This window comes from Asticcacaulis sp. P4_H10, assembly GCF_056400965.1.
Genome location: NZ_JBFUKH010000009.1, coordinates 209,149 through 228,091, shown reverse-complemented (window position 1 = coordinate 228,091; position 18,943 = coordinate 209,149). Strand labels below are relative to the sequence as shown.

Sequence of the window (18,943 nt, the reverse complement as noted above, 5' to 3'; positions counted from 1 at the left end):
AGGTCTCTCAGATACGCGCAAAGCGGATGGCCTGGCCGCCGGCCGCATTCAGCTGAAGCTTCAGGCGATCCGCCGAGGTGACGGTCTTGTTCCCGATCACGACAGGCGTTGTGTTGGCCGGCCGCGACAGGGTGCCGTCCATGTAACGGGTCGCCGACCAGTTGCCCTGGCCGAGGAAGGACAGATCGACCTCTACCCGGCGTTCCATCTCGTTGGTGATCGCCCCCAGGTACCAGAGGTCGCCCTTGCGCCGGGCAATGATAACGTATTCACCGAGCGCACCGGCAAGCGCCCGGGTTTCGTCCCAGGTGGTCGGCACGCTATCGAACCAGGCAAGCTCGGGCCACGCCTTGCCGGCATACTTCTCGGGCTTGTCGTACCAGTAGAGCATCGACAGGGGGCTGTAGCAGGTGACGGCCAGGGCCAGCTGATGCGCATTGGTCGTCTGGTTGCGTTCCTGGGCGTAGCAGATCGTGTAGTCGATCGGCCCGACGACCGAGCGCGTATAGGCCAGGTTGACATTATGGCGGGCCGGCGGGAACTGCTCATTGCCCTTTACGCCTTCAAGCGTCAGGTAGTTCGGCAGGGTGGTTTCAAGCCCGGCCGGCCGCAGGTTGTCGTGCAGGTTGACGACCATGCCGTGCTCACCGAACGCCTTGACGACCTTGTAGATGAAATCGACATCGACCTGGCGCCCCTCCCACATGAAGCCCAGCTTCACACCGGCCACGCCCCACTTCTGATAGAGCCGGCACATGTCATCCAGCGCGCGGGTCACGGCGACGCGGTCGATGTAGAGGACGACGCCAATGCCCTTGGACTTGCCGTAGTCGATGACTTTTTGCAGGTCGAGCGCGGCGATCGGATAGGTCGGCTCCGAAGCGTCGGTTCCGTCGCCGTACCAATGGGCATCGAACAGGACGTATTTGATATTGTGCGCCCTGGCAAAATCGACGGCGCGCAGCGAAGCCTCGGTCGAATAGGGCTTCATGATCCGGAACATGTGACCGGCCTTGATCCACGACACATCGCCCAACTGGTTAGGCGTCGCCAGGGTCGGCACGATGTGATGGCGCTCGATCAGGCCTTTGGCGCTGTCGGCGACCATGACGATGCGCCACGGCGTCTTCTGGCCGACCGCGATGTCAAAGTCGGCCTGGGGCGGCGTATCGCCAGGCCCTCCCCACCCTGTTGCCCGGCCCGGATAGGCCATCAGGTGCGTGACGATTGCGGGCGCACACAAAGGCGCTACCATGGCGCGGGGGTAGTGCAGCCGGTCGGACTCCGCGACGACGGCGTACAGGCCGTTGCCGATATCAACCGTCAGCGGAAGATCGGCCAGCCGGCCCTTGTCCGACGAACCGGTCAGGTCGGGATGCTCCAGCGGCGCGATATCGGCCTGCGAAGAAACATGGATATCGCCCTCGTCGCGGCTGGCATAGACTTGCGCCGACGCCGGAAACTGAAAGACCGTCCGCTCGCCATCAAGCGTGACAGCCTTGGCATTCGGCGCGCTCAGTATCTGATACCGGACCGCCGCGGCGCCATTGAAGGCGCGGACGATGATCGCGAAGCGAATGCCCACGGACCGGTCCAGCAAGGTGAGCGTCAGTTCGGCCGAGGCCTGGTCATAGCGGCTGGATTGCCCATTGAGCGGCACCCAGTTCCCCGATATGTTCCGGATCGCAGCATCAATGACCTCAAGCGTGTCGAAGCCCAATACGCGGCGCTGCGCACTCAGGGACAGTCCGAGCAGCGATGGCTGGAGCACAGGCCTGCCGTCATAGGCGATGGCCCATGTTGGCACTTCCCCCGCTGCGGTTACGGAGACCGTCAGCCGACCATCGGGCGAGGAGATCGCGTGGGCGGTCTTCTTGTCCGAAGGCTCAGCGGCGACCGATGTGCCGCTTGCCCCCGCAATGCCGGCCGCGGTGAAAGCCATCATTTCACGCCGTGTTGGCATCGCCAGTATCTCCGCAGAATTCCTACCTGTCGAGCCATGCCGGCTAGCCGCCCGGACTAAGCCGTCGGCCTGCACACCCTGCAACCTTTCACAGCCTGACCCAAACGGAAATTGACAGGTCGGAACGGCGCATCGCAGCCTGCCCGGTGCTCTTCATTATGTCTTGGGCTCAAGCCTACACGACCTGATATCGATATCAAGTCCAATTATGCCTGACTATAGCGCAGCGTGTTAGAAATCATTCACCCATCACACTATAAAAGCACGGACTGATCCAAAATTCCGGCACAAGCGATGGACTTCAACATAAACGTCTGATATCGATATCAAAACAGCGCTAATAAAATTGGGGCAAAGCCCCGTGCACAGCAGGTAGGTTATGACCTCGTTTCCCCAAGCGATCCTGACGGAAGTGAAGGACAAAAGGAAGATATACGCACTCCTCAGTGTCTATATGTTCGCCTACTTCGCCGCCCAGGCCATGAGCATCTCGCTCCTGTCGAATTGGCTGAAAAGCACGCTTGGACTGACGGGCGAGCAGACGGGCATCGTCTTCGCCGCCAACTTCGTCGCCGCCCTGATAAGCCAGCCGCTGTACGGCTTTATTTCGGACAAGGTCGGATACCGCCGCCACGTCCTTCTGTTCCTGGCCCTGATGGTCGGGGCCTGCGGCTTCTTTTTCATCTATCTCTATGAGCCCCTGCTGCGCTCCAATCTCATGCTGGGCGCCAGCCTGGGCGGCGCCTATATCGGCCTCACCTTTGCGGCGGGTTCATTCGCGCTTGAGTCCTTCACGGACCGCGTCGGCCGCAAGTACGGATTTGAGTACAGCCGCGTCAGGATGTGGGGCTCGCTCGGCTTCGCCAGCGCCGCCTTCTTCTCCGGCAGTCTGTTCAATATCGACCCGCATATCAACTTTTTCATCGCCTCGGCCACGGCTGTCGTCCTCCTGAGCGCGCTCGCCTTCGTGAAAATCAAGACCAGCGAAGACGAGGTTATGGCGTCATCCTCCCTGAAGGTCCGCGATGCACTCGAGGTCCTGCGCCTGCCCAAATTCTGGGGCTTCATGGTGCTGATCCTGGGCGTCACCAATCTCTATCTCGTTTTTGACCAGCAGTTTCCGGTCTATTACGCCTCGCAGTTCCCGACGGAGCAACTGGGCCGCGAGATGTTCGGCCGGCTGAACTCGGCGCAGATCTTTGTCGAGGCGGGCATGTTCTTCATTGCGCCGTTCATCGTCAATTTTATCGGGATCAAGCGCGGCCTGTTGCTGGCTTCCGGCATCATGATCATCCGCATTACCGGCTCAGGCCTGGTCACCGGCCCGGTCCTGATCTCGTGCATGAAAATGCTGCATTCGATCGAACTGCCGATCCTGGCGGTCTCCATCTTCCGCTACATCGCCGCCCATTTCGAGTCGCGCGTGTCCTCGACCATCTACCTCGTTGGCGTCAGCTTCGGCCACTCGCTGGGCCTGGCCATCCTGTCCCAGCCCGTCGGCAAGTCCTACGACCTTATCGGGTTTCAGCACACCTACCTGCTGATCGGTCTTGGGGCCCTCATTTTCTGGGCGGCGTCGATCTTCATCCTCGCCCGCGACCCCTCCATACTGACCAAACCGGCCAGTGCGCCTCCCCCCGGCACGAGCGACGCAGCCAGCGACGTCACCTTATAAAAGCGTTTGAACCATGCCTCTCGATAAAAGCGTTTGAACCATGCCTCTCGCCTCCCCCACGGACGCGCCGCCCAGCCCGAACGCTGACGCGTCGCTCGCCTTTCTCGACTCTGCCATTACAGACGCCCTGGCGCGTATCGACGCGGCACTGCCGGCCTTTACCGATGCCTGGCCTGAACCATCCAGCGTAGACGGCGTCTACGCGGCAATGGACAATACCGAATGGACCAACGGCTTCTGGACCGGCATGCTCTGGCTGGCCTATGAGCTGACCGGGCAGAACAGGTACCGCGACATCGCACAAAAGCAGGTCGACAGCTTCCACCACCGTGTATTCCAGGCCGTCAATATCAATCACCACGACCTGGGCTTCCTCTATTCGCTGTCGTGCGTCGCGTCCTGGCGCCTGACGGGCTCACCCGTGGCCCGCGAAGCCGCCCTGGAAGCCGCCCATCGCCTGCTGGATCGCTACCTGCCACAGGCTGGAATTATCCAGGCCTGGGGCGACCTGTCGGACCTTGACGAGGCCGGCCGCATGATCATCGACTGCAATCTGAACTTGCCGCTGCTCTACTGGGCGGCCGACGAGACGGGAGATGCGCGCTTTTCAGACGCTGCCCGGTCTCACATCAAGGCAGCCCAGAAACACATTGTCCGACCGGACAATTCGACCTTCCACACCTTTCATATGGATCCGGCAACGGGCGCGCCGAAGTTCGGCTCCACCCATCAGGGCCTCTCCGATTCCTCGTGCTGGGCGCGCGGCCAGGCGTGGGGCATTTCCGGCTTTCCGCTGAATTACCGCTACTTCGAGGATGCCTCGCTGATCGCCACCAGCGAGAACCTGGCCGACTACTTCCTCGCCAGGCTCCCCGCCGACAAGGTGTGCTGCTGGGACCTGGTGTTCACTGATGACGGTGAGCAGCGCGATTCCTCGGCAGCGGCGATCGCGGCCTGCGGCCTGCTGGAACTGGCCGGCTGCACCTCCCCGGAAAAGCAGGCGCGTTACCGCGACAGCGCCATCGCGATCGTCCGGTCACTGGCCGGCACCTACGCCTCAAAGGCTGATGACGCCGGCAACGGACTGTTGGCACACAGCGTGTACCATATGCCCAAACAGATCGGCGTCGACGAGTACTGCATCTGGGGCGACTACTTCTACCTCGAGGCCCTGGTGCGCCTGCGCAAGAATTGGGTGCCGTATTGGTAATGCAGATCGGGATAGACTTTGGCGGGACGAAGATCGAAGCCGCAGCGCTCGATCTTCATGGCAAGATCATCACCCGCATTCGCCGTGGCAATCCGGGCGACTACGAGGACGCGATCCGCGTCGTACGCGATCTGGTCCACGAGATCGAGCGCACGACCAGCCAGCGCGGCACGGTCGGCATCGGCACGCCGGGCTCGATTTCGCCGACCACCGGTGTGATGCGAAACGCGAACTCCCTGTACCTAAACGGCCGTCGCTTCCGGGAGGACCTGAGCGTTGCCATCGGTCGCGAGGTCAGGCTGGCCAACGACGCGAACTGCTTTGCGCTCAGTGAAGCGATCGATGGCGCCGGCGCCGGCGGCACCGTCGTGTTCGGTGTCATCCTCGGCACCGGCTGCGGTGGCGGTCTGGTCGCAGGCGGCAGGCTTATCGCCGGCGCCAACGGGATAGGCGGCGAGTGGGGCCACAATCCCCTGCCGTGGCCATCTCCCCAGGAAAACCCCGGCCCGCAATGCTATTGCGGACAGTATGGCTGCCTTGAGCAATGGATTTCCGGCACAGGCTTGCAACGGGACTACCTGGTGACCGCCCGGATGCCTCTGTCAGCGGAGCAGATCTTCGCCGACGCGCGCAGAGGCATCGCGAACGCCGAAAACGCTGTCGCCAGATTCATGAGTCGTTTGGCCAGGGCGCTCGCCACAGTCTGCAATGTCGTCGATCCGGACGTCATCGTGATTGGCGGCGGATTGAGCAATGTCACCGAGATCTACGACCGGCTGCCGGGCATCATCGGCGGCCGCGTCTTTTCGGATGCCTGGTCGGCGAAAATCGTTCCGGCGCAGTGGGGCGATTCGTCGGGTGTCCGCGGCGCCGCCCGGCTTTGGACAGTCGAAGAGGCTTTAACGCGGAAGGATGCCGCCTTCGTACACCCCAAATAGTTCGGGACGCGGGACCGGCCCGGTCGAAGCCCGCTCCTGCAAGGTGTATTCCAGGATCAGCTGACGCGGCTTCAAAGCCTGGCCCAGGCGAATATCGCGGATCTTCTCCGAGATCGTCGCAACGGCGGCCTGCCCCATCTTGACCAGTGGCTGGTGGATCGTCGTGATCTGAGGCCAGATCGTTGTGGCCAGGGGCGTATCGTCAAACCCGCAGACGCTCAGGTCGTAAGGGATTTTGATCTTCATGCCATGGCAGAGCGAAATAACAGCTGCGGCCATTTCGTCATTGGACGCGAAAATAGCGGTTGGACGCTCGCGCAGGGCCAGGAGCTGCTCCGCGGCGATCAGCCCGGACTGATAGGTGAACAGTCCCTCTGCGATCAGGCTTTCATCCAGCTCCAGGCCGGCCTCGGCCATTGCATGCTGGAAGCCGCGCAGGCGCTGCAAGGTAGGCGTATGCTGCGGGTCGCCCTTGATGAATGCAATACGCTGGTGCCCCAGCTCAATCAGGTATTTCGTCATCGCGGCAGCGGCTTCGAAATCGTCGATGCGCACGGCCGAGACATTTTCGAGCGGGGCCGCGGTTGCCAGGGCAAGAACGGGAATACCCTCGCGCTTCAGCATATGCACCGTCGGCGCTGAGTCACAAAGCGGCGGCGGCAGGATAATACCATCCACGCCCTGCTTGATCAGGCGCTCCATGGCGGCCTTCTGCGATTGAAGCCCGCCACAGCTCTCCAGTAGAAGCTGTCCGCCCGACCGTGTCGTCTCTTCGAGTGCCCCCAAGAGGATTTCGTTCAGATAGCCTGGCGACGGATTTGAATAGAGTATGCCGATCGAGACCTTGGTTACACCGGCGCGGGTCGATCGTGCCGCTTCGTTCACGGTGTAGTTCAACGCTTCGATCGAGGCGAGGACCTTGCCTTTTAACGGCTCTCTGACATTGACCTTGCGGCTGATCACCCGAGAAACAGTCATGGGTGAAACGCCCGCATGACGTGCGACGTCATGAATCGTAATGGTACGACCTTCGTCAGGACCCGTTTTCTCAGTCAAAGGCATCTCCAGTCCACCATCCTATTCGCTGCTGAAGCCTTTGCAAGTTGCACACGAGGTAATTTATACCACGAGCTTATCAGGATTCGCTCTATCCTTACCTCTTCCATAAAGTTTATCGCCTGTCGAAATCAATTGCGGCGATTAAAGTGCGCAGGCAATTGCCCCACGCAGACAGCGGAAACGCAACAGGGTTCGCGACGGTGGCCCAGCCCGGAATGGCTATGTTCTGCAGATTGCAAATCCAGTGAAACAGCCGCTGCGTCGGCCGAACACCGGAGCCCGTAAAGTATCAGATTTTAGGGGGCTTTTCAAACATCAGCAGGCGCTGACGGAAACCCAGATGGTGCCAGGAAAGGACTCGAGCGAAACAAATAAGCAATTGATCTCAATACAGTATCCAAATACAGTTACAACTCAACACCCCCAATTGTACCCCCAATTGCTCATATTGAGCGCTGGTAGGTCGAAAGGTACGACGTCTAAAACTCCCTCGGTAGAAAACCTTTTCCGATCTTCTGGGGCGGGGCTTTTCCAATTGAGGATAAGTGGTCCAGCAACTTCCTTTCATGGATCGGCCCCCAACCGTCTTCGCTGCTCGAATAGCAGGGGTGGCACACGGTGATGTCGTATCCCCGCAATGGATAGCCGGTGTACCGGCCAAAGGCGAACTTGTACGCGCCACCACAAGTGAAACACCGGTGAGTTGGTGCCTCCGGCCTATTATCGATATGCATCATCCCTCCAGCTCGAATCAATCCTGGTCGAATGGTAGCGCACAACTGCGGTCAGCCGTGAATGATTTTCCCTTTTTGTTCACGGCGAATGGGTGTAGCTTTCCGCCATGGCAGTCAGAGAAATTGAGCGGCAAGGCGTCCTGAAGGGATACGTAAGGGCGGACGAGGTGTGGAAGTTCGCCGTTGAAACTCTCAACCGAAGTCGGGATGTCAACGGGCGCATAAAGGAATTAACTGGCTTCGACATCAAGAAGCTGGAAACTACCTTGGAACAACGCGCTGAAACCGAAGGCGCTGGACGTGAGCCCGGCATCGCTGAAAAGGTCAGGTCGCATTACATATCCGAACTGTGGCGCATAAGAGACGAGAAGTTGTCTATTGCCGGCGCAGTGGCCGTTCATCGGTTATTTTTGAGAAACGACATCAAGGTCTGGCATCAGCCCGACGTAGGAACGGAACGATACCTTTTACCCGAAGAGTTTCGCGTTGCGGATACCCGGCCCGGCGGGACCTATGGCCAAACTGCGAGCGAGGACGTGGCCCTCACGCCATACAATTCCTGGATGACCGGCGCAGTAAGTCTCAATGAGACTAATGGCGGATCGGACGACCGCCTCTATGGCAAAACTCTGATGGTTTCAGAGTCCGACATCGAGAAGGCTCGCCAGTCGTTAACGCGGGACTACCCCCCGACGGCGTTAGCTCTTGCTGCCGATGAACGTCTGAGCATGATCGAACAAGAAGTCGAGCGCCTACACAATCGAAAGCTCTGGGACGTCCTCGCTACAGTTGGGTGGGTCGCATATCGAGATCTCCGGCAAGTCGCAGAAATTGTCGTCGACTGGAAAGCAGGCCATTCGCTTACCGCGGCCTTTGTATCTGCGCCAACAGCATTGATCGACATCCGATACCTCGATGAAAGCAATGACGCGTCTGCATATCTTCCTTCACGGCAACTGCTCGACGCGCTGCTTAATGAAGTGGATTTAGGCGCCACGGGAAGGTTTCTTGGCGAAAGTCATTCTAAATCACTCACCGGAGTTGATGCAGTTGGCCGACATTTTTGCGGAGGGACTGCGGGCGAATTTATCGGAGCTATGAGCCAAATCGGCCCAGGCGAAAAAGTGACACAGGCCGATATTACGGCGGTCTCATTTGATCGACAGAAGGTGATGTCGGCATTTCCAACGCCTGCCGTGAGCTCCGAGAGAGACGCCGTTGAAGGCGGTGCGCATCTGATTTTACATCAAGATCGCACTGGGACGGGTGACAAGCCCTCGTGGCATCGTAAAGAATATGAGTCAAAGTCGTCATGGCTGCTTCGGCAAGATGTTCGCGAAGAGGCATTTCTACGATCCGGCATCGAGGATATGCGGAAGTCATACCGAGCGTTAGCCGATATGGCGCAGGAGGGCGGATTTGGCGGTTGGACCCATCTGCAAATCGGAGCAAATTGGAGACAGTTGAATCCTGCGTCCTAACTTGCTTACTTCGCGAAGTTTCTTCGCGCAAAGCGAAGTTACTTCTTTAGTCCGCGCTCGTTTGTGAGTGTACTTAACAGGCTCCGACAATATGGAGCCTGCACATGCAGCCAATTTCCTACCGCATTAATGACTTCGCCAAGGCCGTAGGTCTTAGTCGCACGTCCATTTACGAACTGATCAAGGATGGCAAGTTGAAGCCGGTCAAGATCGCGGGCCGGACTCTTATTCCCTCGTCCGAAGCGCAACGTCTCATCACGGAGGCTGCGCAATAAACATGGACAAGTACAACGACGAACGCCGCCCCACCTCTGGCAAGGTGGAAAGCGGCGCTTCTGATATGTCGATGCTTGGTGGCGCTGACGGTTCAGAAGATAGCAAATCCCCTCTCCGCTCGCAATCTCCGAATTTGGATTTTCCCGTCCGCTACCGTGCTAACGCGACCGGCGAAACCAGCCGTGACGCTGCCGCGATGGCAACCAAGACGGCCAAGACGCAGCGCGAACGCGTTCTTGCGATCATGAACGAGTGCGGACTTGCGATCTCTGCTGAAGGCGTGACGCTCATAATGGTGTCGAAGGGCTTCATCCCGGCATCCGAATATCAAGCCGCTGTACCCTCGGTCCGCCCTCGCTTGTCCGAACTGGCCCGCCATGGCCTTGTCCGCGACAGCGGCAAGCGTGGTGACGGCCTGCGCGGTGCGAAGTCGATCATGTGGGAGTTAACGCCTGCTGATCAGATCGAAGCTGAAGCCGCAAAGTACAAAAAACCGAAGCCTGCCGACGAAGAGGGCCTGTGGGCTGCCGCCTTCAAAGAAGCCGGCGAACTGCTCGAGCAGGGCAAACGCCCGATTGAAGCGCTGGCAATGGCGATCTTCGACCGCTTGGTCATGGAAGGGCGCCTTAATGCGTAGTGTCCTTTCCCCCCTCCCCGGCGCGTCGATCGCCAACCATACCCGCCAAGCTTTGACCCTGATGCGCCTGGCCGGTTCCCACGATGAACCCGAGACGCGCGCACTCCTCAATATGGGCGCCGTCGTCCACCTTTCAGCGGCACGCGCTGCAAAGGCGGTGCGCACATGAGCCTAATTGGAAAGCTGAACACGGGCATCAAGGTGGAAACCCGTGTGATTGTGAACGACGCCTGCTCCATCGTGGATATTCGGCACTACGAGCGTTTGACCTCTACGGGTCTGTACACGGGAACCAAAATTGGCCTGCCGGTCCCGGTAGCTGATCTGGATGCCCTGATTGAACTGCTGCAGGCCGCTAAGGCGATGGTGGGGAGTGCGGCACATGAGTAAGGCCCCATCCCTGCCCGTCATCCTGGGCGATATCCAGAAGAATAGCCGAGAGGTTGTTCGCGTCTCGCTCACGGTTAAGGGCCATAAGCTTCTTGATGCCCGCATTTACGCAGGCGACGACGCGAAGGCCACTGCGAAAGGTATCTCCGTCAAAGTGGCATTGCTTCCGGCGCTAATTGTACTTCTGCAGAAGGCAGAAGCGCAGGCGCGCGACCTCGGCTTGATCGACGGGGGCGCCGAATGAACGCCCTCGCCATCCTTCCACAGACCGAACCGGGCGAACACCTGACCGCAGCGGATGCCAGTGAAGAATTAATTGGCCTCTTCATGGTCTATTCGGATGTCCGCCCCCTCGCTCGCTCCCTGCCACCCGAGGCGCACTATTATGGGGTGCACCAAGTTATCTGGCGTGCCCTGCTGACTATCGATGCGGAGGGGGGTGAACCGCTCCCCGAGGCTGTCGGCGCACGCCTAACGCACGGAGAGATGAAGGAGTTTCTTGATTACGGTGGAAAGGCTACCCTCGAAAACCTAGGCGCAAAATGCGGAACACCAACGCGCGTCAAGCCCATGATCCAACTTGTTGAAGCTGCGGCGCGCCGTCGGCATCAACAAGCGCTTTCTGCCGATCTCTCCATTGCCATTCGGGACAACTATGACCCGGAGCCGATCCTGGCCGAACTTCAGGCTCTAGCCTCTCGCCATGACAAGGGGACCTCCCTTCCCCTGACGCGCTGGTCGTGGGTCGATCCTTCCACGCTGCCGCCTCGGCAATGGCTCTACGGCAAGCATTACATTCGGCGCTTCGTCTCCGCCACCGTCGCTCCCGGCGGCTCCGGTAAGTCTGCCCTCGCTCTTACAGAGGCGCTTGTGCTGGCATCTGGTCGCGGTCTGCTGGGCATCGTGCCCGAAGAGCGCGTCAAGACTTGGTATATCAATCTTGAGGACCCCCTAGAGGAAACCCAAAGGCGTATTGCGGCGACCTGCCTTCACTACGGTCTGAGGCCGGGCGATCTGGAAGGCTGGCTCATGATCGGCTCTGGCCGTGATGCTGAAATCATCCTCGGCAGTCAAAGCCGTGACGGCGCGGTGGTGAATGAAGCTCTCGTGTCGAAGCTCTGCCGGGTGATAACGGAGCAAGGTATTGGCGCGGTTATCGTTGACCCTTTCGTATCGTCGCACCGTGTGAGCGAAAACGACAACGGCGCGATTGATGCGGTGGTGAAGGCCTGGGCCAGGATCGCAGACGCGACCGGGTGTACGGTTGAACTTGTCCACCACGTCAAGAAGGGGCAAGCGGGCGTAGCAACCACGATGGAGGACAGCCGGGGCGCTGTGGCTCTCGTCGGTGCTGTGCGCTCTGGCCGTGTCCTCAACGCCATGACGGACGATGAAGCGGCTAAAGCCGGTGTCGATGCCGCCTGGCCGTACTTCCGCGTCAACAATGGCAAGGCAAACCTTGCGCCCGCAAATCGCGGTTCTGAGTGGTATCGCTTCGTCTCGGTCGATCTTGGCAACGGCGATAACGTTGGCGTCGTCACCTCGTGGGATTGGCCTGCCGAGGCTCCTATCAAGTTGGATGACGTTGCCAAGGTTATCGCGGCCATGTCCTCCCTTTCCGAAGATCAGGGGCGTTGCGACTATCAGTCCCCGTTCTGGCTCGGTCATACGGTAGCGGATGCTCTAGGGCTGGAACTGCCACGCGCAAAGCAACAAATCCGACATCTGTTGAAAGCATGGGAAGCCGCGGGACACCTTGCCCGGGTTAAGCGGAACGACGCCCGCCGCGTCGCAAAGGATTACTACACGGCAGGTGCTCCACGTTCATCAACTGCGGTGGTGCAAAGTGGAGCAGTGGAGCAACCTTCGTGCTCCACCACCCCCCCTTTTTATAAGGGGGGTGGTGGTGGTGCAGGTAAGGTGGTGGAATATCTGGGTGGTGCGGCATGACCGTCGATGTGTCTGGCCCATCATTCGAGCATAAGCGCGAGGTTGCCTCTCGTATCAGTCGGCGACTGGCGTTGCTCGCAGCAGAGTTTGCGGCGCTGTCTGACGACTTTGCAGAAGCCCGCAACCTCGGCATTAGCCTTCCCGGTCCACAATACAGCGACCCGAGCGGCGCAACGGCCTTATGGGGCGAAGTCGTTCGTGTGGTTCGGGAGGTGTACCCTGACGGGCTGCCTAATGAAAAACAGTCTTACGTCTTGGGGGAAATATCCAAAGAGTGCGCAAAAAGGGAGGTGTGGGCGGGATCTCGCACAGTCCATAAGGCGCTTGTGTGGGCGGGTCTGAAGGTGCCTCGGCCAAAGAGAAAATGGAAAGCCTAACGTTCCATACTTTTCCATATATTTAAATGGGTTGCAGCTCCTCCGAATGGTATATTTCTTCCATGGATTTGCACCAAAACACCCCCTTAAAAAGCTGCCTCAAGGGCACGCTCAACCCCTCCGAACTTAACGCCATTGCCAACCATGCCGCAGTGCGTCCGCATGTCGGCAGCGGCAGCGGCAGCGGCAGTGGTGATCTTGGTCTGCAAAAGCCAGAATTATCCTTCACTTTTTTGGATTGGCCCAATGTCTGAAATCCGCACTCCGAACTTGCTCGACTATGCGGCAAAAGGCTTTGAGCTTGGCCGTTCTCACCGCACGCAGCAGGCCCGCGACGGCATCCTGGCGCAGTATGGCAAGGACCCGGAAAAGGCATCGGGCTTGCTGATGCAGGCCGGTGATTTCGACGGTGCGCGCTCGCTTCAGGACTACAACGTCAATGCCGGCGAACTGAAGGTGAGGCAGGAAGAGGCGCAGCGCAAAGTCCATTCTGAGTATCTGAATCAGATGCTGAACATGACGGAAAGCCTCAAGCGTGTTCAGTACGAGAGGCGGCAGGAGGCATTTGATAACGTCCTGGCTCCGGCGTTAACGCAGATGGGCTTCAGCGTCCTTCTGCTGGATCAAATGCGGCAAGCAGACAAGAGCGACGAAAACCTCTCGGCATTGACCACGGCGCTCGGACGGAAAGCCAAGGAATATCAGCTTGCCACGACAGGCACCGGCTTCGTCGGCGCCTTCGATAAAGAGTCCGGTTCACTCCAAACCTTGCGCGAAGCGGACGCGGTTCAGTATCAGAACCTGAAAAACGCAGACGGGTCAGAGACGGTTGTTCAACTACCGAAGACCGGTGGCATCTCGGGTGGCTCTGGCCTCCTGTCGTCGTATGGCGGTGGAGGTGGTGCGGCTGGTGCCGGTGATGCCGGGCGTAGCGGCTTTGATGCGATCTATGACGGCTTTATTGCGCCGCAGGAAGGTGGTTACACGTCCTCGGATGGCAACGGTGCGCCGGCCAACTTCGGCATTAACCAGAAAGCCAACCCGGACGTGAATGTTGCCAGCCTGACGCCAGGCGCGGCCCGTGAGGTTTACAAGCAACGATATTGGGACGCCTCGGGCGCGGCGAACCTGCCCCCAGCGCTCCAGGCCGTCCATTTCGACACGGCTGTTAATATGGGCGTGGGTGCGGCCCAAGGCCTTCTGCAGCAATCCGGCGGTGATCCGCAAAGGTATCTGCAACTGCGGGAGCAAAAGTATCGCGCCATTGCGCAAGCCAATCCTGAACGCGCGGGCGCATTGCCTACGTGGCTGCGTCGTAATCAGGCGCTCGGTCAGTTCATTGGCGGTGGTGGCTCGGGCGCTGTTTCCGGTGGTGGTGGTGCGCGCGCCGTGTTCACATCACAAGGTAGCAAGCAGCAAACGCGCCTCATGACACCGGAGGAAAAGGCAGCTTATGGAATCGACGCAAGCACGCCTGCGCAGATTTCACCTGACGGCAAGGTTGACGTGATTTCAGGCGCCAAGCCTGCAGCAAAGAAAGTACCCGTTAAGGCACAAGCAGGCTTTCAAGCGAACCAGGCGGCGATTACCGGGATCGATCAGGCAATTGAAATGATCCGCGCGAACCCCGAGGCAATGGGTGGCGCGAACTATCTGGGAGACGAAGTCCGGCAACGCTTTGATACAGACGGAGTAAAGGTCCGCGCCGCCGTTTCCAACATCGGTGGCCGTGTCATTCATGACCGGGCGGGCGCCTCTCAGACCGTCACGGAAGTGAAGCGCTTGAAGCCATATGTTCCAAACACGACGGATCGCGCGGACGTGGCAATTACAAAATTACACCAGTTGCGTCGCGAGTACGAAAACGAGATCGCTCAGTTTGAGTCCACTTACGGAGAGGACAACGGTTATGCGCCCCTCGGACAGCGGGGCAACGGCTCGGAGACTGGTTCCCCGCAAAACGGCGCGAACATGAACCCTGCGCAGCGCGCAGCCTACCGTCACGCGTTTAAGCCAGGCGCCGCCTATGGCTCCGAAGATAACCCACTGATCGTGAATAGTGAGGCGGCTTATAACAACCTCAAGCCCGGCACTTTCTACATAAGCCCAGACGGCCAACGGAGGCGCAAAGGTGGCTAATCCCTGGGAAAATGACCCCGTTGTCCCGGTCGGCGGCTCTCGTCCTGCTCAAGAGTCTGCGCGTCGCACGTCGGCAAAGCCGTGGGAAGCGGATGCCGTTGTGCCAATCGCGAAAGCCAAGGCCACGGTAAAGAAGCCAACGCTGCTGGATGACTACAAGGCCGGAATTAAGGAGTCGATGGACGCCTTTACCGAACAGCAAAACCGTGTCGAGGCCCGCCGCGCCAAGAATGAGCGAACCAATAACATCGGTGGACGCGTCTCGGATGCCCTGCGCTATCCAGCTGATCAGGCATTAACCGCCCTGACCGCCGTGGGCGCTGCGACTGCTCCGGTGCTCACGGCGCCGCTCAAGGCTGCATCCCGTCCGTACTCCGATCTCATGTATGATGCCGGTGTTCAGTTCAATTTGTCGAACGTGACAAAGCCTCAACTTGGCCTGCTGGCTCTGGTTCCAACCATAGGCCCGGTCAAGAAATCGAGCCCTGAAGGTCGCGAGGCAAACCGCCAAATTACAGAGGCCATTATGAATGTGGGCTCTATGGCGATTGGTGGCGGTGGCGGCGGTGCTGGCAAGGCTGGCCTGTTGGCGCGAGGCGTGAGCGAAGGTGCGGAAGGCGCTGGGATGCTCGCACGGGGTGGAAAGCTCGTGAGCAATGGCGCACGCGTCGATCCGTCCAAGGTCAGGATAGCTGATCCGGCAAGAGTGTTGAGCGAAGCCGCACAGCGTAGCGCAGAAATGGGGAAATCGCCGCGTGTGCTTGGTAAGCCCGAAAGCGCGGCTTTAAAAATGGCCCAAAAGGATCTGCGCAAGGCTGGCCCCCAAGCCGCCGAAGCTCTGGCCCGCAACCCTCAACTTTCGTTCGCGGAAGCTGTAGGCGAGCGCGGCATCAAGCGCGTAAGGCGTCTAGGCGAGATGGAGGATTTAGGCTTGCGCTCCCAGGTGACGGGAAGGATGTCTGAGCGCATCGCCAATACCCCGGCCAGGATCAACCGTGCGGCAGAAGCCCGCACCGGCATAATCCCAGAGGCGGCAGAAGCCAACTTAGACGCCGCGACGGTTCGGGGCCAAAAGGCAGCGCAGCCGCTCTATGATGAAGCGTACAAGGTCCCGGTAGACAGTCCTGTGCTACGCGGCGTGCTGCAGCGACCTGATGTTCAGGCCTCAATGAGAACGGCAACAAGGGGCATCCTGAACCGTGGCCGCGATCCGTACGCACTACAGGAAACGATTGCCCTGCCGGATAGCCTGCCCACGGGTGCGCCTACAGGCGATGCGGCGGCCTACATTGACGACATTCAAGCGCTTCGTGGCGGCGGTGTGCGCCGTGCCAATCGTGAGGCGGGCGCGTCGCTGTCTGATACCCTGGCCGAAATGGGGGGCATTGCTGACAAGACTGGCGACCTGCAGGCCTTCGATGCTGATCGGATGCTGTTCAATCCAGGTGTAGGGAAGTTGAAGCGTCTGACGCGCGACACGGGAATGTCGCTCGATGATGCTGCCGTCAGGGCGTGGGAGGAAGGCTATTTTCGATCTGTCCCCACACAACGCGAATTGCTCGACGCACTGCGCAACGAGGCACGCGGCAAGCCTATGCGGTCCATGCAGGCTGATGGCGACCCGACGCGGGCGCAATACCTTGAAGGCCTTGATCAGCGCATGGGCGAGATGGGCGTGCCTGGTGGCGCCACACCTCGCCAGACAGCTCAAGCCCTGGCCGATGATGACGCGGCAATGCGCAACCTTCAGGACTTCGCGGACGGTCGCCAAGACGGCCTTTCCCCTGCGGTGGTGGAGGAGCGTATCCCCACAATGGAGCGCCTGGACAAGACCAAGCGCTACCTTGACGACGCTGTGCGCGATGCGCGGGCACGTGGCCGGAACGAAACGGCCTCTGACCTTGATGCCGCGCGTTCCGATCTGGTTGGCGAACTGCGCAGCCTGAACCCGTCCTATGCGAAGGCGCTCGACACAGCCAGCGACTACTTGCGGAACAGGACCGCGTTTGACAGTTCGGCGCGGCAATTCAGCGGGGCGTCGGCAAACTCCTATCGTCAGTACGTGGCCGGTCTGTCTGGCCCTGAAAAGGAAGCGAACCTCGCGGGCCTCCTGGCTGACTTCGATAAGAAAATGGCCTCGCGTACTGGTGGGCCTAAGGCGTTCCTCGACTCGATGAACTCGCCCGCCGTTCGTGACAAATTGGCAATCGCTGCGGAACATCTGGGGCCTGATGTCGGCACCAAGCTGCACGGCGACATTTTGAACGCAGTGGAGATAAGGAATAACGCAACGCGGATGATGCCCCGGCAATCACGCGGCAGCACACCGGACATTGAAAGCGAAATGCTGGCGGAAGCTACTGGCAGCAAGAACCCGAAGCTACCGACAAGCCGCGCTGGACTGATGTCCAGTCTCGTTGAGATGGTGGCCGATCCTGCGCGGCAGGTCTGGTACAAAACCCGGATGTTGAGGGGCAAGCCGACGTTGGAAGCCTATGCACGGCTCATGCTTGAACGCGGCGATGTCACCATTGCGCAAATCAATGCCATGCCCGACAGCCGCTTGAAAACGATCCTGACACGCGTTTCCAAGGCTGCGAAGGCTGTCGCGCCTGTGGCTGTCAAAACGGTTGCGGGTTCTGCGGCTGCGTCCAATGCCAAAGGATTACTCAACAGCTACTCCGACAAGAACCGCAAACCCGCAAAGCCCATGCTTACGAAGGGTGACCAATGACCCAGGCACTACACACACAATCGGTACGGACTGCCGATGTCATGAAAACACTGCTCATGATGACGCTGGGCCTTCGACGTGTCGCGCCTGAAGACCGGGCGGAGACGTACAGTTCGGTTGTCATTCCAGCAATGCAGGGAATGGGCTTTGACGCGGCAATGCTCTCGCTGCTCACTCGCATAGACCTGAGCGACGAAGGCATAAACAGCGCCGTCTCGACATTGAGCGGTATCGTGCAGATGCTTGAAGCCCTGGCCGAACTCGCCTTGCAACCGCATGGCCTGGTAAGGGATGCCTTCGGGGTCTTTGCTGTCGGCGTGTTAGACACTTATGGCTTGATGAGCGCCGAACCGGATGGGGCGTGCTGAAAATGGATCGGGTAGCCAATGAACCCACAGTTTCCCTCTCCGGGGCACTTATCGACGCCGATGCCATGAACCCCTCCCCGGTCCTGAGATTGCGGGCCGCCTGCCGGTGTGGAGCCAAGAACCGTCAAGGCCTCCCCTGCCAGGCGCCCGCGATCCACGGAAAGCGGCGTTGCCGTCTGCATGGCGGCAAGAACTCAGGCGGGAAGACCGGAAAGCAAAACGGACAATACAAGCACGGCCTGCGGTCACGCGAGGTGATCCGGGGCAAGCGACTATTCAAAGCGCTGGTAAGAAAGGTGATTGCCCATGTCGAGGAAGCCTAAGCCTGTGGCGCGCCCTGATGTGCCCGCAACCATGGAGGAGTTTGAAGAATTGTTCGAACGCGAAGGGCCGCGGATCATCAGCCTCGTGCGTCAGCATCACCCGTCGCTGTACGTGAAGGCAATTAGTGCCCTGGCCGACTTCGGAGATTGAATTTTTCGGAACGGTAAAAGGGTCTCTCGACCGAATTTTCCCACACGATAAAAGGGGCCAAGGCTGGTAATTTCGTAACACGGTAAAAGGTCCCCCGTGGGAATTATCTGACACGGTAAAAAGGTGACCTCCGCCAATTCCGCGCGCGCACGCGAGGCATCACAAGCGCCTGCGTCCGTGTCTAAAGTAGATCGGTTTAGACGGTAAGCCAGGCATCCGGCGGTGTGGCGAAAGTACTAAGAAATCCTAAGGGCGCGCCGAGTTTCTTGACACGGTAAAAAGGGAGCGTGCCGAGTTTCTTTAGTCCATAAAAGGGCGGCGTTGGTGAGTTTTCGGAGCCCATAAAAAGAGCGTCCGTGAACTCCGCGCGCGTGAGGTCCTGAATTATGCGACCCCGAAAAAGGGCAGCGGTGACAATTCCCCGCGCGTGTGCGCGAGCGGTTACTGGTCGCCGCCGATCTGCACCCTCACTGGGAGGCAGGATTAAAAACAATGACGGTCTGTAATGGCCGAACATTCCGCGCGCGCGTATTAAGCC

The 18,943-nt window shown here is 59.4% G+C and carries 18 protein-coding genes; 16 read left to right on the top strand and 2 right to left on the bottom strand.

All coding sequences use genetic code 11. From position 1 onward, the window contains the following. Nucleotides 1-7: 7 nt before the first annotated feature. Nucleotides 8-1,945: a glycoside hydrolase family 97 protein gene (locus AC1DON_RS17375; protein ID WP_476936077.1), complete on the bottom strand. Its 1,938-nt coding sequence runs from the start codon at nucleotides 1,943-1,945 to the stop codon at nucleotides 8-10. 397 nt (nucleotides 1,946-2,342) lie between these two features. On the opposite strand from AC1DON_RS17375, the gene AC1DON_RS17370 reads away from it, so the two are divergent. The 3 genes from AC1DON_RS17370 to AC1DON_RS17360 are packed head-to-tail and all read left to right on the top strand — an operon-like array spanning nucleotide 2,343 to nucleotide 5,786. Then, a complete protein-coding gene (locus tag AC1DON_RS17370; RefSeq protein WP_476936076.1) occupies nucleotides 2,343-3,638 on the top strand; it encodes an oligosaccharide MFS transporter in 1,296 nt (431 codons plus the stop codon). A gap of 40 nt (nucleotides 3,639-3,678) precedes the next feature. Then, nucleotides 3,679-4,848 carry a glycoside hydrolase family 88 protein gene (locus AC1DON_RS17365; RefSeq protein WP_476936075.1) on the top strand — a complete coding sequence of 390 codons (1,170 nt, stop codon included), beginning with the start codon at nucleotides 3,679-3,681 and terminating at the stop codon, nucleotides 4,846-4,848. After that, complete coding sequence (locus AC1DON_RS17360; RefSeq protein WP_476936074.1) at nucleotides 4,848-5,786, top strand: ROK family protein; 939 nt, start codon at nucleotides 4,848-4,850, stop codon at nucleotides 5,784-5,786. Before AC1DON_RS17365 ends, AC1DON_RS17360 begins: the two co-directional genes overlap by 1 nt. Here the strand turns inward: AC1DON_RS17360 and AC1DON_RS17355 are convergent. Next, nucleotides 5,748-6,848, bottom strand: coding sequence for a LacI family DNA-binding transcriptional regulator (locus tag AC1DON_RS17355; RefSeq protein WP_476936073.1), 1,101 nt, complete (start codon nucleotides 6,846-6,848; stop codon nucleotides 5,748-5,750). The two genes, AC1DON_RS17360 and AC1DON_RS17355, sit on opposite strands and share 39 nt — an antisense overlap. 838 nt (nucleotides 6,849-7,686) lie before the next feature. On the opposite strand from AC1DON_RS17355, the gene AC1DON_RS17350 reads away from it, so the two are divergent. From AC1DON_RS17350 to AC1DON_RS17290, 13 genes are all read left to right on the top strand, one after another. Next, nucleotides 7,687-9,060, top strand: coding sequence for a hypothetical protein (locus AC1DON_RS17350; RefSeq protein ID WP_476936072.1), 1,374 nt, complete (start codon nucleotides 7,687-7,689; stop codon nucleotides 9,058-9,060). A gap of 104 nt (nucleotides 9,061-9,164) precedes the next feature. Continuing rightward, nucleotides 9,165-9,335, top strand: a complete 171-nt coding sequence (locus AC1DON_RS17345) for a helix-turn-helix domain-containing protein (RefSeq protein ID WP_476936071.1) — start codon at nucleotides 9,165-9,167, stop codon at nucleotides 9,333-9,335. Between the two features lie 2 nt (nucleotides 9,336-9,337). Continuing rightward, entirely contained in the window at nucleotides 9,338-9,973 is a 636-nt protein-coding gene (locus tag AC1DON_RS17340; RefSeq protein WP_476936070.1) for a hypothetical protein, read from the top strand. Beyond that, nucleotides 9,966-10,142 (top strand): hypothetical protein, encoded by a 177-nt coding sequence (locus AC1DON_RS17335; protein ID WP_476936069.1) that lies wholly within the window; start codon nucleotides 9,966-9,968, stop codon nucleotides 10,140-10,142. The genes AC1DON_RS17340 and AC1DON_RS17335 overlap by 8 nt, the downstream gene beginning before the upstream one ends. Continuing rightward, a complete protein-coding gene (locus tag AC1DON_RS17330; RefSeq protein WP_476936068.1) occupies nucleotides 10,139-10,363 on the top strand; it encodes a hypothetical protein in 225 nt (74 codons plus the stop codon). The genes AC1DON_RS17335 and AC1DON_RS17330 overlap by 4 nt, the downstream gene beginning before the upstream one ends. After that, nucleotides 10,356-10,607 (top strand): PC4/YdbC family ssDNA-binding protein, encoded by a 252-nt coding sequence (locus AC1DON_RS17325; protein WP_476936067.1) that lies wholly within the window; start codon nucleotides 10,356-10,358, stop codon nucleotides 10,605-10,607. Before AC1DON_RS17330 ends, AC1DON_RS17325 begins: the two co-directional genes overlap by 8 nt. Then, entirely contained in the window at nucleotides 10,604-12,313 is a 1,710-nt protein-coding gene (locus AC1DON_RS17320; protein WP_476936066.1) for an AAA family ATPase, read from the top strand. Before AC1DON_RS17325 ends, AC1DON_RS17320 begins: the two co-directional genes overlap by 4 nt. Before the next feature lie 439 nt (nucleotides 12,314-12,752). Next, nucleotides 12,753-12,944: a hypothetical protein gene (locus AC1DON_RS17315; RefSeq protein ID WP_476936065.1), complete on the top strand. Its 192-nt coding sequence runs from the start codon at nucleotides 12,753-12,755 to the stop codon at nucleotides 12,942-12,944. After that, the gene (locus AC1DON_RS17310) at nucleotides 12,937-14,829 is read left to right on the top strand and encodes a glycosyl hydrolase 108 family protein (RefSeq protein ID WP_476936064.1); all 1,893 of its coding nucleotides are present in this window, start codon (nucleotides 12,937-12,939) and stop codon (nucleotides 14,827-14,829) included. The genes AC1DON_RS17315 and AC1DON_RS17310 overlap by 8 nt, the downstream gene beginning before the upstream one ends. Further along, complete coding sequence (locus tag AC1DON_RS17305) at nucleotides 14,822-17,563, top strand: hypothetical protein (protein ID WP_476936063.1); 2,742 nt, start codon at nucleotides 14,822-14,824, stop codon at nucleotides 17,561-17,563. The genes AC1DON_RS17310 and AC1DON_RS17305 overlap by 8 nt, the downstream gene beginning before the upstream one ends. Before the next feature lie 41 nt (nucleotides 17,564-17,604). Next, complete coding sequence (locus AC1DON_RS17300) at nucleotides 17,605-17,931, top strand: hypothetical protein (RefSeq protein ID WP_476936062.1); 327 nt, start codon at nucleotides 17,605-17,607, stop codon at nucleotides 17,929-17,931. A 2-nt stretch (nucleotides 17,932-17,933) separates the two neighbouring features. Then, the gene (locus tag AC1DON_RS17295) at nucleotides 17,934-18,254 is read left to right on the top strand and encodes an HGGxSTG domain-containing protein (RefSeq protein WP_476936192.1); all 321 of its coding nucleotides are present in this window, start codon (nucleotides 17,934-17,936) and stop codon (nucleotides 18,252-18,254) included. Then, entirely contained in the window at nucleotides 18,238-18,405 is a 168-nt protein-coding gene (locus AC1DON_RS17290) for a hypothetical protein (protein ID WP_476936061.1), read from the top strand. Before AC1DON_RS17295 ends, AC1DON_RS17290 begins: the two co-directional genes overlap by 17 nt. The last annotated feature ends 538 nt before the right edge of the window (nucleotides 18,406-18,943 follow it).

Bases quoted from the DNA above. Each gene is read 5' to 3' on its own strand.
- AC1DON_RS17375 (WP_476936077.1), bottom strand. From the start codon at position 1,945: ATGATGGCTTTCACCGCGGCCGGCATTGCGGGGGCAAGCGGCACATCG.
- AC1DON_RS17350 (WP_476936072.1), top strand. From the start codon at position 7,687: ATGGCAGTCAGAGAAATTGAGCGGCAAGGCGTCCTGAAGGGATACGTA.
- AC1DON_RS17370 (WP_476936076.1), top strand. From the start codon at position 2,343: ATGACCTCGTTTCCCCAAGCGATCCTGACGGAAGTGAAGGACAAAAGG.
- AC1DON_RS17340 (WP_476936070.1), top strand. From the start codon at position 9,338: ATGGACAAGTACAACGACGAACGCCGCCCCACCTCTGGCAAGGTGGAA.
- AC1DON_RS17365 (WP_476936075.1), top strand. From the start codon at position 3,679: ATGCCTCTCGCCTCCCCCACGGACGCGCCGCCCAGCCCGAACGCTGAC.
- AC1DON_RS17310 (WP_476936064.1), top strand. From the start codon at position 12,937: ATGTCTGAAATCCGCACTCCGAACTTGCTCGACTATGCGGCAAAAGGC.
- AC1DON_RS17320 (WP_476936066.1), top strand. From the start codon at position 10,604: ATGAACGCCCTCGCCATCCTTCCACAGACCGAACCGGGCGAACACCTG.
- AC1DON_RS17300 (WP_476936062.1), top strand. From the start codon at position 17,605: ATGAAAACACTGCTCATGATGACGCTGGGCCTTCGACGTGTCGCGCCT.
- AC1DON_RS17295 (WP_476936192.1), top strand. From the start codon at position 17,934: ATGGATCGGGTAGCCAATGAACCCACAGTTTCCCTCTCCGGGGCACTT.
- AC1DON_RS17325 (WP_476936067.1), top strand. From the start codon at position 10,356: ATGAGTAAGGCCCCATCCCTGCCCGTCATCCTGGGCGATATCCAGAAG.
- AC1DON_RS17355 (WP_476936073.1), bottom strand. From the start codon at position 6,848: ATGCCTTTGACTGAGAAAACGGGTCCTGACGAAGGTCGTACCATTACG.
- AC1DON_RS17330 (WP_476936068.1), top strand. From the start codon at position 10,139: ATGAGCCTAATTGGAAAGCTGAACACGGGCATCAAGGTGGAAACCCGT.
- AC1DON_RS17315 (WP_476936065.1), top strand. From the start codon at position 12,753: ATGGATTTGCACCAAAACACCCCCTTAAAAAGCTGCCTCAAGGGCACG.
- AC1DON_RS17290 (WP_476936061.1), top strand. From the start codon at position 18,238: ATGTCGAGGAAGCCTAAGCCTGTGGCGCGCCCTGATGTGCCCGCAACC.
- AC1DON_RS17360 (WP_476936074.1), top strand. From the start codon at position 4,848: ATGCAGATCGGGATAGACTTTGGCGGGACGAAGATCGAAGCCGCAGCG.
- AC1DON_RS17345 (WP_476936071.1), top strand. From the start codon at position 9,165: ATGCAGCCAATTTCCTACCGCATTAATGACTTCGCCAAGGCCGTAGGT.
- AC1DON_RS17335 (WP_476936069.1), top strand. From the start codon at position 9,966: ATGCGTAGTGTCCTTTCCCCCCTCCCCGGCGCGTCGATCGCCAACCAT.